The sequence below is a fragment of the Paenibacillus sp. FSL R10-2736 genome (assembly GCF_038000245.1).
GTDB lineage: Bacteria > Bacillota > Bacilli > Paenibacillales > Paenibacillaceae > Paenibacillus_AQ > Paenibacillus_AQ phytohabitans.
In genome coordinates this window covers 239,356-255,194 of the sequence record NZ_JBBOBN010000001.1, presented here as the reverse complement: position 1 = coordinate 255,194, position 15,839 = coordinate 239,356, and the positions used below count along the sequence as shown (strand labels likewise).

Here is a 15,839-nt window from a genome sequence, read left to right as displayed (position 1 = left end):
GGAATCCCCTCCTATATATCAAAGACTTTACTCTTGTGGCATTTCTTTTTCAAGTTTGCGGATTCTGTCCCTCAGCTCGGCTGCAGTTTCAAACTCCTCCTGCATAATGCTCTGCTGTAATTCCTGTTTCAGCTCATCAATTTGACGTTTACACATGATCTGTGCACCCGCCCGTTTGGGAAGCTTACCCACATGGGCCGTACTTCCGTGTACCCGTCTGAAGAGCGGGTCCAGCGTGCTGTCAAAATATTTGTAGCAGGAGCTGCAGCCGAACCGTCCAAGCTTGCTGAACTGTGAGTAGGTCATACCGCAGTTCTCACACTGCAGCCCCTGCACAGTCTGTGCGGCCTCTGACTTGCCCTTGCCTGCGCTCTCCAGATCAAGCAGTCCGGAAAGCAAGCTGTGTATGGAGAATCCTCCGGCAGTACCGGGGATAAGCTCCCCCTTTTCCCGCGCACAGCTTTCACAAATATGAAATTCTGTCTTCTCTCCGTTCACGATCTTCGTGAAGTGGAGTGTAGCCGGTTTGACCCCGCATTCCTGGCATAGCATGAGCGGTGTCCCTCCCTCACATTTTGACAATTATTTGCCTAACAAAGAGATTAGCATGGCCTTCATTAGCTTGGCACGAATCTCATCCCGGTACGGCAGATTAACCGTCAGGCATTCCCGGGAAACAGCGGACCGCATAAGACACGCTTCACGCTTGGAGAGAAAACGGGCCTCCTCCAGCTGATAAATCAGTCCTTCGGCGGAATTCTGGTCAATATCATTCCCTATTGTGGAGTTCAGATGTGCATACAGTGCCACATTCTGAGGCAGCTCGAAGCGCTGAATCCGGATATACCCTCCACCGCCGCGTTTGCTCTCCACTACATATCCCTTTTCCAAAGTAAAGCGTGTACTGATGACGTAATTGATCTGCGACGGCACACAGGAGAACTGGTCCGCCAGATCATTGCGCTGAATTTCCACCGTACCTTCGGGACTTTCATGCAAAATATTCTTCAGATATTGTTCAATAATATCGGAGATATTACGCATCACTCATCCTCCAGTGTGTAAGCCTTGGTTAAGCTTGTGCTGTGTCAACGTCCGCCGTCCATACATAGCTCTAAAGAATTTAACCCGGGGACTGAAGTGCGAATCGGCTGCAATAGCCTTCGTACTGAGCCTGACCACCAACTGTTACAATCCTAAGAGCACTGCTGTCGACCTCGCGTTGACTTTGACTTTCTTTGACTTTTTTCATATTATAACATATTCTCACTGAATTCCAAGGGGTTGCTCTTATTTTTTACTTTTTAGTCGCAATGTATTCCGAATAGCTTCACTAATCCCATTGCAAGGGGATATGTATATTAGGCTCCTCTGCTTCTACAATAAGCGGAAGAGCCTTCAGGCTTGTCAGAAAAAATCAAATAAAGCCGTTTGCGCCTGCGGGATCAGCCTCTCCAGCCAATCTACAGCTTCATGTGTACCAGATAACTGTCCATACCGGGCCATTTCAACTGGACGTCTATATCCCATCAACAGCGCGGTAAGTGTACCAATACTGCATATAAGATCAGCGTTTGATCTGTCTCCCGGGATCTGAATAAATGATACCTCCCCATGTTCAGCTACTGTCCAACGCCACAGGCCGTCATTCCAGGGGGCATGCTCATCTTCAATATAAAGCAGCCGTTCCCGGATACCGCTCAGCGCATGGAAAGACAAATTCTCTATAAAGGCTTGGGCGTTGACAATGCGTGCCATGAAGTACGGATAATTCTCCTGGGCAATTCGCGGGTCGGGAAGCAAATACGGCAGAATGTCATCAGAAGGCACCAGCTTCAATGAAGCTCCGGTGATCATCGAGTCATGGTTGGCCAGAAAAGTCCACAGACCTTGGCGGGCCTTCTCATTCAGATAGACAAATTCATCAATGACCAGTTCTTTGTTCACTATTTTATACAGCACATACCCTTCCGGTTCACTCTGCTCCGAATAAAACACACATTGATGTGTGTCCTCATCGAGTACACTGTCTCTCCACCAGTGTTCATCACGCAGGAGCGTGCCATTATAACGGCTTGCAAAGGAGTTGTACAGCTGCTGTAATATTTCAACATTGGCCGCACCGCGTTTCACAGAACCCTGTATTTCAGCCTTCCGCGGAAATTTATTCACAGGTATGTTGTATTTCTTATATTCACAATAGATCTCCCAGCCGAATTTCCGGTAAAAGGGGATTAAAAACGGGTGCAGAAAAGACAGTGTTTGCCCTGCTTCGTTCATTGTTTGCAGAGCATGGGTCAACAGCTTGGCCACATATCCCTGTCTGCGGTTCTCCGGCCACGTGGCTACACCCGCAATTCCGCCCATAGATACGGGCTTGCCCTGTATGTATGCCTGAAGCGGAAGAAGTACCAGCTTGGCACTTAAACTTGGTCCTTCGAATACTCCCCATATTTGTTCCGGCTTGAACTTCTCTCTGGCGCGTTCCCTGTCTTCTCCGGTCACCTTGTACTGAAAAGCATATTCTGACAAGCCTAAGCCTTCTTCAAAATCATCTGCATGCAATTGCCTTATTTCCATGCTGCTCACCCCAGTTAATGAATTTATAGAGATAGAGTCCAATGGTTGCTCAGATTGAGTATATCAAGCAAATTGTCCAGAAGCTAATGAGGTACAAAAATAGCCCGTGAACAAAAGTTATCCACAGGTTTTGTACAGTAAAACAAAAAACCGGAAAGAGTTTCTTCCCGGCAAAAATTAGTTATCCACGATTCATATTTATCTATCCACAAAATTCACTTTTTATCCACAAAAACAGTGGATTACTTAGGTTTTCTCTTGACTCATTCGCCTGAATATGCGTTTTAGTCCACATTATCAGGGAAAAGACTTCTTCCTGAAATTGTATCCACATGTGCGTAAGTTTTCAGTAGTTACTGAAATTTATCCACAGCTTTTCCACAACCCTGCACAAACCAAAAAAACCATTGTCGATTACTCAACAATGGCTTCATGTGCTTGGCGGCGTCCTACTCTCCCAGGACCCTTCGGTCCAAGTACCATCGGCGCTGGAGGGCTTAACGGTCGTGTTCGGGATGGGTACGTGTGGAACCCCTCCGCTATCGCCACCAAACGGGCATTTACAGCGTAAATGCTTCAGGAATTTGATCGCCTGAAAACTGAATCCGAAACGAATCTGCGTTCTTCGAAAATTGGATAAGCCCTCGACCGATTAGTATTGGTCAGCTCCATGCATTGCTGCACTTCCACCTCCAACCTATCTACCTCGTCGTCTTCAAGGGGTCTTACTAATTGGGAAATCTCATCTTGAGGGGGCTTCACGCTTAGATGCTTTCAGCGCTTATCCCGTCCGTACGTAGCTACTCAGCCATGCTCCTGGCGGAACAACTGATGCACCAGCGGTACGTCCATCCCGGTCCTCTCGTACTAAGGACAGCTCCTCTCAAATTTCCTGCGCCCACGACAGATAGGGACCGAACTGTCTCACGACGTTCTGAACCCAGCTCGCGTACCGCTTTAATGGGCGAACAGCCCAACCCTTGGGACCTACTTCAGCCCCAGGATGCGATGAGCCGACATCGAGGTGCCAAACCTCCCCGTCGATGTGGACTCTTGGGGGAGATAAGCCTGTTATCCCCAGGGTAGCTTTTATCCGTTGAGCGATGGCCCTTCCATGCGGTACCACCGGATCACTAAGTCCGACTTTCGTCCCTGCTCGACTTGTAGGTCTCGCAGTCAAGCTCCCTTATGCCTTTGCACTCTGCGAATGATTTCCAACCATTCTGAGGGAACCTTTGAACGCCTCCGTTACTCTTTAGGAGGCGACCGCCCCAGTCAAACTGCCCGCCTGACACGGTCCCCGTACCCGCTTAGGGTACTAGGTTAGAACCTAGATACGATCAGGGTGGTATCCCAACGGCGCCTCCGCAGAAGCTTGCGCTCCTGCCTCTACGGCTCCCACCTATCCTGTACAGATCGTACCCAAATTCAATATCAAGCTGCAGTAAAGCTCCATGGGGTCTTTCCGTCTTGTCGCGGGTAACCTGCATCTTCACAGGTATTAAAATTTCACCGGATCTCTCGTTGAGACAGCGCCCAAGTCGTTACGCCATTCGTGCGGGTCAGAATTTACCTGACAAGGAATTTCGCTACCTTAGGACCGTTATAGTTACGGCCGCCGTTTACTGGGGCTTCGGTTCACAGCTTCGGGTTGCCCCTAACCACTCCCCTTAACCTTCCAGCACCGGGCAGGCGTCAGCCCGTATACTTCGCCTTGCGGCTTCGCACAGACCTGTGTTTTTGCTAAACAGTCGCTTGGGCCTTTTCACTGCGGCCCCCTCGGGCTATTCACCCTACCGAGGCACCTCTTCTCCCGAAGTTACGAGGTCATTTTGCCGAGTTCCTTAACGAGAGTTCTTCCGCGCGCCTTAGAATTCTCTTCTCGCCTACCTGTGTCGGTTTGCGGTACGGGCACCTTCTCCTGGCTAGAGGCTTTTCTTGGCAGTGTGAGATCATGACCTTCGCTACTACAATTTTCGCTCCCCATCACAGCCCAGCCTTATTGATGTGCGGATTTGCCTACACATCAGCCTCACTGCTTAGACGGACATATCCATCAGTCCGCGTCACTACCCTCCTGCGTCACCCCATCGCTCATAGCGGATTACGGTGGTACAGTAATTTCAAACTGTTGTCCTTCGACTACGCCTTTCGGCCTCGCCTTAGGTCCCGACTTACCCTGAGCGGACGAGCCTTCCTCAGGAAACCTTGGGCTTTCGGCGGATCAGATTCTCACTGATCTTTTCGTTACTCATACCGGCATTCTCACTTGTATGCTGTCCAGCGCTCCTTACGGTACACCTTCAACCTACATACAACGCTCCCCTACCCCAGGATCGACTTCACTCCAGCTTCGAAGTTCGTGTTTATCCCCTGAAAGCATTTAGCCAATCATCCCTTCGGATGTTTCTCGGCATCAATGTCATTTCCGGATACACACGCCTCAAAGGCGCAGTGAAGTCGATCCTAGCCATAGCTTCGGTGGTGTGTTTAGCCCCGTTACATTTTCGGCGCAGAGTCACTCGACCAGTGAGCTATTACGCACTCTTTCAATGGTGGCTGCTTCTAAGCCAACATCCTGGTTGTCTGTGCAACTCCACATCCTTTCCCACTTAACACACACTTGGGGACCTTAGCTGATGGTCTGGGCTGTTTCCCTTTTGACAATGGATCTTAGCACTCACTGTCTGACTCCCGGCAAGAAGTTAATGGCATTCGGAGTTTGACTGAGCTTGGTAACCCTTGCGGGCCCCGCACCCAATCAGTGCTCTACCTCCACCACTCCATTCACCGAGGCTAGCCCTAAAGCTATTTCGGGGAGAACCAGCTATCTCCGAGTTCGATTGGAATTTCTCCGCTACCCCCACCTCATCCCCGCATTTTTCAACATGCGTGGGTTCGGGCCTCCAGTGCGTGTTACCGCACCTTCACCCTGGACAGGGGTAGATCACACGGTTTCGGGTCTACGTCCACATACTCAATCGCCCTATTCAGACTCGCTTTCGCTGCGGCTCCGGCTTCTCACCTTAACCTTGCATGTTAAACGTAACTCGCCGGTTCATTCTACAAAAGGCACGCCATCACCCAGTAATAGGGCTCTGACTTTTTGTAAGCACACGGTTTCAGGTTCTATTTCACTCCCCTTCCGGGGTGCTTTTCACCTTTCCCTCACGGTACTGTTTCACTATCGGTCGCCAGGTAGTATTTAGCCTTAGCAGATGGTCCTGCTGGATTCATACGGGGTTTCACGTGCCCCGCACTACTCGGGATCCGTCTCGGAGAGAACACAGTTTAGGCTACAGGGCTTTTACCTCTATCGCGGGCCTTTCCAGACCTCTTCACCTACCATATTCCTTTGTAACTCCATGTGAGACGTCCCACAACCCCAAGGGGCAAGCCCCTTGGTTTAGGCTGTTCCGCGTTCGCTCGCCGCTACTGACGGAATCACTATTGTTTTCTCTTCCTCAGGGTACTTAGATGTTTCAGTTCCCCTGGTCTGCCTCTACATTTCCTATGTATTCAGAAATGAGTAACTGCGAATTACCACAGCTGGGTTTCCCCATTCGGACACCCCCGGATCAAAGCTTGCTTACAGCTCCCCGAGGCAGTTTCGTTGTTCGCCACGTCCTTCGTCGGCTCCTGGCGCCTAGGCATCCTCCGTGTGCTCTTATTAGCTTAACCGTCACTCCGGTGTTTCGCTTGCTTGCTCATCTTGTTTTGAATGCTGCTCATGGATTGCTCCATTCACCAACACACTCAAAGCCAAAGGTCGCTGCACAATCGAAAACCTTCGTTCTGCACTAATAACTATTTCAACTTGCTTACACAAGTTTCAGCTAAAAGATGTTCTAAAACGCAAATTCGTTTCGGTATCCAGTTTTCAAGGATCAAGTTGCTGTAATCACGGGACAAACACGGTTGTGTTGTTCGGAATTACAGACGATATTAAGTTTCTAGACATAACAAATTGATGAAGTTTGTTGGTGGAGCCAAGCGGGATCGAACCGCTGACCTCCTGCTTGCAAGGCAGGCGCTCTCCCAGCTGAGCTATGGCCCCGCAAATTCCATCAAAACCGAACAAATGGATACGCGTTAAGTATCTTGGAAGCTTACGCTTCCGATTTGAATGTCACCGCTTCCGGTGACGATTCTCCATAGAAAGGAGGTGATCCAGCCGCACCTTCCGATACGGCTACCTTGTTACGACTTCACCCCAATCATCTACCCCACCTTCGGCGGCTGGCTCCCTTGCGGGTTACCCCACCGACTTCGGGTGTTGTAAACTCTCGTGGTGTGACGGGCGGTGTGTACAAGACCCGGGAACGTATTCACCGCGGCATGCTGATCCGCGATTACTAGCAATTCCGACTTCATGCAGGCGAGTTGCAGCCTGCAATCCGAACTGAGACCGGCTTTGCTGGGATTGGCTCCACCTCGCGGTTTCGCTTCCCGTTGTACCGGCCATTGTAGTACGTGTGTAGCCCAGGTCATAAGGGGCATGATGATTTGACGTCATCCCCACCTTCCTCCGGTTTGTCACCGGCAGTCACTCTAGAGTGCCCAGCACTACCTGCTGGCAACTAAAGTCAAGGGTTGCGCTCGTTGCGGGACTTAACCCAACATCTCACGACACGAGCTGACGACAACCATGCACCACCTGTCTCCGATGCTCCGAAGAGGGGCACTATCTCTAATGCTTTCATCGGGATGTCAAGACCTGGTAAGGTTCTTCGCGTTGCTTCGAATTAAACCACATACTCCACTGCTTGTGCGGGTCCCCGTCAATTCCTTTGAGTTTCAGTCTTGCGACCGTACTCCCCAGGCGGAGTGCTTACTGTGTTAACTTCGGCACCAAGGGTATCGAAACCCCTAACACCTAGCACTCATCGTTTACGGCGTGGACTACCAGGGTATCTAATCCTGTTTGCTCCCCACGCTTTCGCGCCTCAGCGTCAGTTACAGCCCAGAAAGTCGCCTTCGCCACTGGTGTTCCTCCACATATCTACGCATTTCACCGCTACACGTGGAATTCCACTTTCCTCTTCTGTACTCAAGTCACCCAGTTTCCAGTGCGACCCCAGGTTGAGCCCAAGGTTTAAACACCAGACTTAAATGACCGCCTGCGCGCGCTTTACGCCCAATAATTCCGGACAACGCTTGCCCCCTACGTATTACCGCGGCTGCTGGCACGTAGTTAGCCGGGGCTTTCTTCTCAGGTACCGTCACTCCGGTAGCAGTTACTCTACCGGTCGTTCTTCCCTGGCAACAGAGCTTTACGATCCGAAAACCTTCATCACTCACGCGGCATTGCTCCGTCAGGCTTTCGCCCATTGCGGAAGATTCCCTACTGCTGCCTCCCGTAGGAGTCTGGGCCGTGTCTCAGTCCCAGTGTGGCCGTTCACCCTCTCAGGTCGGCTACGCATCGTCGCCTTGGTGAGCCGTTACCCCACCAACTAGCTAATGCGCCGCAGGCCCATCCCCAAGTGGCAGATTGCTCCGCCTTTCATTCTCTCTTCAGGAGAGGAAAGAAATTATCCGGTATTAGCTACCGTTTCCGGTAGTTATCCCAGTCTTGAGGGCAGGTTGCCTACGTGTTACTCACCCGTCCGCCGCTAAGTAGGAATGGAAGCAAGCTTCCATTCCTACTCCGCTCGACTTGCATGTATTAGGCATGCCGCCAGCGTTCGTCCTGAGCCAGGATCAAACTCTCCAAATTGTATTTAGAAAGAGCGATTGCTCATTTTGAAACTGACGATTCATTAAATGAATCTTGTAAAAATTAACGCGTTCCATTTATTCAGTTTTCAAAGAACTTGCTCCCGGCATTTCAACATTATGTATCTTGCACAGGAATTATATCCTATCATGTTTCTATGTTTCATGTCAACTTATTTTTTCTTCGTCGCTTGTTTCAGCGCCGATGTCTCATAAGCACAAGAGATAATATATCATGCCGCCCAGATGTTTGCAAGCCTTTTTTATAAATAAAACCAGGAACGCATAAATACGCCCCATACCGCACAAATTGATTCCCATAATACATCGCTTATGGCTACAATAGGATTTATCTTCATCTTATAGATGCTCTTGCTAATTCCCGTCTCTGAAAGGAGTCCTAATGTCCAACAAGTCTATACCCGCTGCTCCTGCCACCGCTATTGAGGAATCCCGCAATTTGCAGCAGGCAACCATTTACCGGATTTTACTCGCAGTCAGTTTTGTTCATCTGTTCAATGATTCCATCCAGGCACTTATTCCGGCGATGTTTCCTGTACTGAAGGATAACATGCTGCTCTCTTATGCCCAGATTGGCTGGATTGCATTCGCGCTTAACCTCACCTCCTCGGTGATTCAGCCCATTATCGGCTTTGCCGCTGACCGCAAACCGCGCCCAATTCTGCTCCCGCTGGGGATGTGCTGTACTTTTGCAGGCGTCTTCTTACTCGCTTTTGCCGGGAACTACGTACTTGTCATTATATCCGTGATGCTCGTAGGCTTTGGTTCAGCCGCCTTTCATCCGGAAGGCATGCGTGTAGCCCATATGGCCGCCGGGCAACGGAAGGGGCTGTCGCAATCTATTTTCCAGGTGGGCGGCAACGCCGGTCAGTCCTTGGGTCCGCTTCTGATGAAATGGGTATTCATCCCCTTCGGGCAGATGGGGGCTCTCTGGTTCACCGTAATCGCCGCTGCCGGGATCGCCGTCCAGACTTATGTGGCCCGCTGGTACCGGGAAATGCTGGATGCCGGGTATACTTTTCGCAAAAAATCAGTGTCCCGCTCCATTGACCCCGCCCGCAGCAAACGTATTCTAATTACAACAGTCATTCTGGTCTTCATTGTGTTCGTACGCTCCTGGTACGGTGCCTCCATCGGCGGCTATTATGCCTTCTACTTAATGGACAAATACGGCATGACACTTGATGATGCTCAGGTCTACATTTTCATGTACCTCGCAGCCGGTGCTGTAGGCACATTCTTCGGCGGTCCGCTCGCCGACCGTTTCGGCCGCCGCAATCTCATCCTGGTCTCGATGATCGGGACGGTGCCGTTTGCGCTGGCTCTGCCTTTTGTGAATCAGTTCTGGGCAGCAGTGCTGCTGATTATTTCCGGCTTTGTGCTGCTGTCCAGCTTCTCCGTAACCGTTATCTACGCACAGATGCTGTATCCCGGCAATATCGGTACGGTCTCCGGCCTGATTACCGGACTTGCCTTCGGTCTTGGCGGTATAGGATCTGTCGTGATCGGACATCTGATCGATACGATCGGAATTGCAACGGTGTTCGTAGCATGCGGATTCCTTCCGCTGCTCGGTCTTCTTGCGCTGTTGCTGCCCGGTGACAGGAAGCTTGAGGAATGGGCGGCGGAATAAGCAAATCTATTCAAAGCTTTGAGAGAACCCTGGAGAATAAAGCAGCCGCCAGCCCGCTTCCGGCAGTCATATAGTTGTCAGGGTCGGAGCGGTCAAAGCCCATCCATACCGCCGCTGTCCATCTCGGGGTATAACCGACGAACCATAAATCCCGGTTGGCCTTGCCGGGGACTCCCGGCAGATCCAGCTGTGTGGTTCCTGTCTTGCCGGCCACTGTAACGTTCATACGCGCCCGTCTGCCCGTTCCTTCACTCACCGCCTGACGGAGCATCCCGGTCATATCCGCTGCGGTACGCGCCGAAATGACCTGCTGCGGCGCAGAGACATGCGCGTACACCTCCCGGTCCTGCGCATCCCTGATACTGCGCACCAGATATGCCTTGTTAAGAATGCCTCCGTTCGCAAAGACGGTGTAAGCCTGGGCCATCGTGAGCGGGGATACGCCGCTGTGCAGACCTCCAAGGGCAATAGCCAGATGATTGTCCTCTGCCGCGAGTTTCACCCCCAGCTTGGCCGCAAAGCCGCGGGCATAGCTGACTCCCACCTGCTGCAGCAGCCATACCGCAGGGGCATTGATGGACTGCTGCAGGGCTACCCTCATGCTCACCTGCCCACGATATACTCCGTTCAGATTGGCGGGACTGTAGCTGCCGTAGGCTGTTTTGATGTCAGGCAGGAGACTGTCCGGCGTATATTTGCCGCTCTCCAGCGCCGGCCCATAATCTATAATGGGTTTGAGCGCGGAGCCTGGCTGCCGGGAAGGGATTATAGCCCTGTTCAGATCGCCTGCACTCGGGTTTCGTCCGCCTAACAGCGCGGCCACTTCACCGGTCCGCTGGTCGATAATGACCATGGCTGCTTCGGCGCTCTGGTCTTTTCCATTCGGCGGGAACGCATCCTCCTGAGAGAATACGTGTTCCATGGCCCGCTGCGCCCCGATATTCATTCCCGTCACGAGAGTATACCCGCCTGTACGCAGCTCTTTTTGGGATAACCCTGTCTGCTGCATCGCTTCCTGAAGTGCCGCATCCATATAGGACGCCCCGACAATCTCAGTCTTTGCCTTAACTGGAGGCTGATAGGTGCTCTTCATTGCCGCCGTCATCTGATCCGTTGTAATCAGCTTTTGCTGCTGCATAATCCGCAGGACCAGATTCCGTCTGCTTGCTGACCGTTCAAGGTTGTCTGCCGGATTGTAAATGGACGGCCCTTTGGGAATAGCTGCCAGCGTTGCGATCTGCCCAATCTCCAGTTGCTTCAGATCAGATATGCCAAAATAACGCTCCGCTGCAGACTTTACCCCATATTGCCCTTGCCCCATATAAATTTGGTTGAGATACAGCTGCAGAATCTCATCCTTCGATAACCGCTTCTCCAGCGCCAGCGCGATCGCGGCCTCATTCAGCTTGCGCAGCAGATTCTGCCCCCGGTTCAGATACAATCCCCGTGCCAACTGCTGGGTGATGCTGCTTCCGCCTTCGGATACCCCCATCCGTACCGTATTGTTCACCAATGCGCGGGCTATTCCCTGGTAGTCCAGACCCTCATGGCTGTAAAAGCGGCGGTCTTCGACAGCAATAAAAGTATCTATGAGCAGCTGCGGCATCTCTTCTAGTCCGGCATTGGTCCGATAGCCTGTTTCAGGCAGTGGGATTCTCCGCAACACAGTTCCGTCTGAGGCAATAATGACGCTCGATTCGGGTAAAATCATTTTCTCCGGATAACGGTCCAGCATCAGCCCCCCATACTGAAAAATATAGATAAATCCTGCCAGCATCAGTATGGTTAGGATGACCGCCAGATCAAAACCGGCATAGCAAATACGCAGCAGTTGCTTCCGTCCTGTTCTCATACCTGCCGTGCCCAGCTCTCCAGAGTCTTCTCCAGCCCCTGCGCCTCGCGCCGGGCAATCTCCAGCTGCTGCAGAACAGCACCAGGGATGCTGCAGCCCGCCTCCTCTGATTCCGCTTCTGCCTGTCCAAGCATGCGGATCAGCGTCCGTGTCCGCAAAATAAGCGCCATGGACTCCTGTGGGTCCGGCGCCGGCATTTGTATCTGTGGTGCGGAGGCCGCCGCCGGCCGCAACCCGGCCTGATGAATCCGGCGTAAACTGGCGGCCAGCCGGCCGAATTCCCCGCCGGATTGTACCTCAAGGTCCGTAAGCTCACAGGAGCCGCGGGCCGCCAGCTGCTCTGCGGCGCGCAGCAGCGCCGTGGTATCGTTGGCTGCTTTTTGCGAACGGAGCAGGAACAGGCCTGCACATACAGCGGTGAACATCATGAGAGCCGCCGGTCTTGCGCCGATATGATTCATTATCCAATGCGTGAAACGGACAAACAGCGCCGCCGATTCAGGCGTATACCGGGAGTAGAGCATAGCAAACAGCCCCCGCATAGCCAGTAGCAGCCCTGCACTAAGCAGGGCGCTACCGCAGAACATGTAGAGGTAAAGTGAGCGTATCGTGTGTATTTTTGACATCAGCCAATTCCTCCTGCCTTCCCGGGTTTCATCCCATAGCACAAGGATATCGGCTAAATCTTAAGAATTACCGTTGCCACTTCTTAAGAAACGCTGAAGATTGTTAAGAAGACACCGGAAACCGTGTAATAAAATCCGTCCGGGACCTGGTGCTGCGGGCCGTGATCTCCCCATGATGCCGTTCCACAATCCCCTTGGCAATCGCCAGCCCCAAGCCCGATCCCCCGGTAATCTGCGATCTGGAGCGCTCCGCCCGGTAGAACCGTTCAAAAATATGCGGGAGATCCCCCTCCGCGATCATCTCGCCGAAATTACTGATCCGCACGAGCGCATCGTCTCCTTCACGGCTCAGCCCAATCTCCAGCCGCTTCCCGTCTTTGCCGTACCGGATCGCATTGGCAATCAGATTCTCGTAAGCGCGTACCAGTTCATAAGGAGCCGCTTCAATCCACAGCGATTCGGTATCATCGTACAATTCATAAGTCATGCCTGCACGGGCCAGAGCCGGAACGGATTCCTCCGCAAGCTGGCGCATAAAGGCCTTGAGATCGAGCCGTTCCAGCACAAGCGGCAGTCTGCTGCTGTTAACCCGCGTGTATTCAAACAGGTCGTCAATCAGCTTGCGCAGCACTAATGTTTTCTGATAGGCAATTCCTACATAGTAGCGTATCTCCGTCTCTTCCCGGCAGCGGTCCTGCTCAATATACTCCAAGAAGCCAAGCACCGATGTCAGCGGTGTGCGAAGATCATGGGATACGCCGGTAATCAGCTCATTTTTGGACTCAACGGCCTTGCGTTCTTCCAGCAGCGAACGCTGCAGCCGCTCAGACATAATGTTGATGTTCTCCGCAAGCACCCCCAGCTCGTCCGCCGTGCGAACCTCGATCCGGTGCGATTCGTCAAGCTTCGTGATCTGCTGGATACCGCTGGTGATCTCTTCGAGGTAGGAGATGATTTTACGCGTATAGATGAAGAAGAAGATCAGGAAGCTGGCAATTCCGACAGCAGTCATCAGCGGCGCCGAGCCGATATGGTTGATGATCCATTTCAGAATGAGGGAGTACAGTGCCGAGGGCGGCGCCGGATTCAGATAAATCAAAGAATTGACCAGCCGATAGCCACCCAAAAGCAGCACTGCCCCCGACATAATACTCAGCACAAAGGCCCAGATAAACTTCCAGCGGATGGTACTGATATATTTGGTATTCACTACGGTTCACCTCAGCTTTCAGGACGGATGATCCAGCTTGTAGCCAATGCCCCACACGGTCTGCACATAACGGGGCTGCTTAGCATCCAGCTCGATTTTGTCACGGATATTGCGGACATGCACCATCACGGTGTTGCCGCCATCCAGAAAAGGCTCATTCCACACCTTCAGATAAATCTGCTCCATACTGAGCACCTGTCCCTGATGCCGCGCCAGCAGCTCCAGGATAGAAAACTCGCGGGGCGTCAGCTTTACCTTGCGGTTGTCCACGCTCACCTCATGCCGAAGCGTATCTATCAGCAAATCTTCAAAGACCAGTTCATGCTCATTCGTTCTGGCAGGAGCGTCCCGATTCAATTTATGGTAACGGCGCAGCTGCGATTTGACCCGCGCCACAAGCTCCAGCGGATTAAACGGCTTGCCTACATAATCGTCGGCACCGATACTGAGTCCAAGGATTTTGTCCATATCGGCATTCTTGGCGGAGAGCATAATAATCGGCATGTTCCGTTCCTCACGGATCTTCATGCAGGCGGCAATCCCGTCCATGCGGGGCATCATCACATCGAGTATAATGAGATCCACCTTCTCTTTGGCCAGGCATTCCAGCGCCTCCATTCCGTCAAAAGCTTTAAGCAGCCGGTATCCCTCATTACTAAGATAGATATCCAGCAGCTCCACAATCTCCACTTCATCATCCACCAGCAGAATCGTTTCTTGGTTCACGGGTACTTGATCCTTTCCAGAGCTCTTTCCATTAGTCTATAAGATAAAGTTCAGGAAAGGCAACCACTCTGTCCAGTCTGGCTGGGGAACATTATTCAACAGGCTTTTTTTGCGGTACAATTAGTTTAAACTTGAATTATCTATTGTCAGGCTGGAAGCTCCGAAGGAGGTAGGCAATTGAAGAATATACTTACGATAATCCGCAAAGGGTACGGTAAAAAGCTGGTATCCATTCACATGTGGAATGCCTGGCTGGTCTTGTTCCTGGCGCTTAGCGGCCTGATGCTGGTGGGCGGCTTCTGGAGGGAGATACTGGGGGAAGTCAGAGTATGGCTGAAATGGGGCCATATTGTGTTTGGACTGGCGCTGCTGATTCCCGTCATTTATTATTTGCTGCTGGCCGCGAAGCATTGGAAGCGATTGAAGGGCAAAACAGGGCAAAAAGCTAATGTCATCTTCGTGCTTACTCTTCTGACCGGCTGGCTGATCTCCGGAGTGGTCCTGTGGCAGTTCAGGCTTGCCGGGCCGAGAGCCGCAAATGCGGCACTGTTTGTACATGACCTGCTGACCTGGGTCGGGCTCCCGGTAATTATCTACCATTCCATTACCCGGGTTAAATGGCTGAAGGAGCCCAAGAAGCGCTCAATCACAGCGGAGACGGTGCCTGCAGGGGACGGCCCTGCTCCTATCGGGCGGCCACGACCCGCAGCTTCATCTGAAGCTCAGCCTATGTACACACGCCGCGGTTTCATCAAGGTGGCTGTAGGAGCAGGTCTCGCCGTAACGCTCGGCCCAACCTTTGTACGCTGGATCGGCAAATCCCTGCAGCTTCCGGGTACAGCCGATTATGCGGCCTCGAATGCCAATGCCCTGATTCCCGATCCGGTTCCGCTGGCGGAATCAGCCCCTCCCATTGGCGGGGGAGCCGAAGGCAGCTTCCGTGTATACACCGTCACTGACATTCCCGCCTTCGATAACTCCAACTGGTCTTTTACTATCGATGGTCTGGTGGACAAAAAGTTCACCTGGAGCTGGGAAGAATTCGTCAAGCTGCAGCGCGAGGTGCAGGTCAGTGATTTTCACTGTGTAACCGGCTGGTCTGTCTATAAAAATACATGGGAGGGTCTTCCACTCTATAAGCTGCTGGATATGGCCGGTGTGCAGGATGAAGCTGTCACGGTCAAGCTCTACTCGGGAGACGGTGTCTACACGGACTCTCTAACGCTGGCTCAAGCGCGGATGGAGGATATCATGGTGGCTGTGATGCATGACGGCAAACCGATCCCTAACCAGCTCGGCGGGCCTGTACGTCTGGTCACTCCGCAAATGTATGCCTACAAGTCAGTTAAATGGCTCAACCGCATCGAATTGATCGCAGGTGATCATGTCGGCTATTGGGAACAACGCGGGTATGACATTGATGCCTGGCTGCCTAACGCCAAACGGGTATAACTGCTGCTGGCGCCTCCATATAAT

Annotated in this window: 9 protein-coding genes, 1 tRNA gene and 3 rRNA genes; 2 read left to right on the top strand and 11 right to left on the bottom strand. The window is 52.2% G+C overall.

The window, feature by feature from the left end:
• Window positions 1–27: 27 nt before the first annotated feature.
• The 7 genes from NSQ73_RS01020 to NSQ73_RS00990 form a co-directional block, all read right to left on the bottom strand.
• A complete protein-coding gene (locus NSQ73_RS01020) occupies window positions 28–552 on the bottom strand; it encodes a UvrB/UvrC motif-containing protein (protein ID WP_039298531.1) in 525 nt (174 codons plus the stop codon).
• 30 nt (window positions 553–582) lie between these two features.
• The gene (locus NSQ73_RS01015) at window positions 583–1,044 is read right to left on the bottom strand and encodes a CtsR family transcriptional regulator (protein ID WP_039298529.1); all 462 of its coding nucleotides are present in this window, start codon (window positions 1,042–1,044) and stop codon (window positions 583–585) included.
• 363 nt (window positions 1,045–1,407) lie between these two features.
• The gene (locus tag NSQ73_RS01010; RefSeq protein WP_340985153.1) at window positions 1,408–2,580 is read right to left on the bottom strand and encodes a GNAT family N-acetyltransferase; all 1,173 of its coding nucleotides are present in this window, start codon (window positions 2,578–2,580) and stop codon (window positions 1,408–1,410) included.
• Between the two features lie 436 nt (window positions 2,581–3,016).
• Window positions 3,017–3,133 (bottom strand): 5S ribosomal RNA (gene rrf / locus NSQ73_RS01005).
• A gap of 79 nt (window positions 3,134–3,212) precedes the next feature.
• Window positions 3,213–6,261: ribosomal RNA gene (locus tag NSQ73_RS01000) — 23S ribosomal RNA — on the bottom strand.
• 300 nt (window positions 6,262–6,561) lie between these two features.
• A tRNA-Ala gene (locus tag NSQ73_RS00995) sits at window positions 6,562–6,637 on the bottom strand.
• A gap of 101 nt (window positions 6,638–6,738) precedes the next feature.
• Window positions 6,739–8,296: ribosomal RNA gene (locus NSQ73_RS00990) — 16S ribosomal RNA — on the bottom strand.
• Together the 16S, 23S and 5S rRNA genes with 1 tRNA gene alongside form the textbook arrangement of a ribosomal RNA operon.
• 402 nt (window positions 8,297–8,698) lie before the next feature.
• Here NSQ73_RS00990 and NSQ73_RS00985 point away from each other — a divergent pair.
• The gene (locus tag NSQ73_RS00985; RefSeq protein WP_340985152.1) at window positions 8,699–9,949 is read left to right on the top strand and encodes an MFS transporter; all 1,251 of its coding nucleotides are present in this window, start codon (window positions 8,699–8,701) and stop codon (window positions 9,947–9,949) included.
• A gap of 10 nt (window positions 9,950–9,959) precedes the next feature.
• On the opposite strand, the gene NSQ73_RS00980 is transcribed toward NSQ73_RS00985, so the two are convergent.
• The 4 genes from NSQ73_RS00980 to NSQ73_RS00965 all read right to left on the bottom strand — a co-directional run bounded on the left by NSQ73_RS00980 (window position 9,960) and on the right by NSQ73_RS00965 (window position 14,363).
• The gene (locus NSQ73_RS00980) at window positions 9,960–11,801 is read right to left on the bottom strand and encodes a transglycosylase domain-containing protein (protein ID WP_340985151.1); all 1,842 of its coding nucleotides are present in this window, start codon (window positions 11,799–11,801) and stop codon (window positions 9,960–9,962) included.
• Window positions 11,798–12,427 (bottom strand): hypothetical protein, encoded by a 630-nt coding sequence (locus NSQ73_RS00975; RefSeq protein WP_340985150.1) that lies wholly within the window; start codon window positions 12,425–12,427, stop codon window positions 11,798–11,800. The genes NSQ73_RS00980 and NSQ73_RS00975 overlap by 4 nt, the downstream gene beginning before the upstream one ends.
• 103 nt (window positions 12,428–12,530) lie before the next feature.
• Entirely contained in the window at window positions 12,531–13,637 is a 1,107-nt protein-coding gene (locus NSQ73_RS00970) for a sensor histidine kinase (RefSeq protein ID WP_340985149.1), read from the bottom strand.
• A gap of 18 nt (window positions 13,638–13,655) precedes the next feature.
• Window positions 13,656–14,363 (bottom strand): response regulator transcription factor, encoded by a 708-nt coding sequence (locus tag NSQ73_RS00965; protein WP_042217951.1) that lies wholly within the window; start codon window positions 14,361–14,363, stop codon window positions 13,656–13,658.
• Window positions 14,364–14,540: 177 nt separating this feature from the next.
• On the opposite strand from NSQ73_RS00965, the gene NSQ73_RS00960 reads away from it, so the two are divergent.
• Window positions 14,541–15,815, top strand: coding sequence for a molybdopterin-dependent oxidoreductase (locus tag NSQ73_RS00960; RefSeq protein ID WP_340985148.1), 1,275 nt, complete (start codon window positions 14,541–14,543; stop codon window positions 15,813–15,815).
• Window positions 15,816–15,839 lie beyond the last annotated feature (24 nt).